Here is a 671-nt window from a genome sequence, read left to right on the forward strand (position 1 = left end):
AGTTGACACAGTGTTACCGGCCTTGACCGTGGATGTAGCTGATACCATCAACGCAACCAATGCAAGTGCGGTGCCGGTAAGCGGAGCCAGCGATTTGCCAAACGGCAGCGAAGTGAAAATCACCTTGACCGATGCCGAAGGCAACACGGTCACTGTGACAGCCACCGTAACCGACGGCAAATACGCAACGACGGTTGATGCCAGTGGCTTGAAAGACGGTGCGATTACCGCCACCGCCAGCAGCACTGCGACGGATGCGGCAGGTAATGCCCCGGCTGATGCGACAGATACAACGGCGAATAGCAAAGATAGCAGCGCCCCAACGCTGAGCATTGATCCGATTTCTGAGGGTTACATCAATGCAGCAGAAGCGAAAGGGGATGTTGCCATCAGCGGTACCACTACGGCTGAAGCGGGACAAACGGTGACCGTGACCCTGAACGGTAAAGAGTACACGGCTGTTGTGAAAGACAACGGCACATGGACAGCCACTGTACCGGCGGCGGATGTTGCTGCGTTAACGCAAGGTGAGCAAGCCGTGACCGCCAATGTCAGCGACAAAGCAGGCAACCCGGCAACGCAAGCCACAGCCAATGTGGTAGTTGACACAGTGTTACCGACCTTGACCGTGGATGTAGCTGATACCATCAACGCAACCAATGCAAGTGCGG

General features: G+C 56.0%; 1 protein-coding gene. It reads left to right on the plus strand.

All coding sequences use genetic code 11. From position 1 onward, the window contains the following. A partial coding sequence (locus tag FHQ30_RS11565) for an Ig-like domain-containing protein (RefSeq protein WP_500692265.1) occupies positions 1-671 on the plus strand: 671 nt, incomplete at both ends.

Origin of the sequence: Testudinibacter sp. 'clade 2' (assembly GCF_006227735.1) — a bacterium.
GTDB lineage: Bacteria > Pseudomonadota > Gammaproteobacteria > Enterobacterales > Pasteurellaceae > Chelonobacter.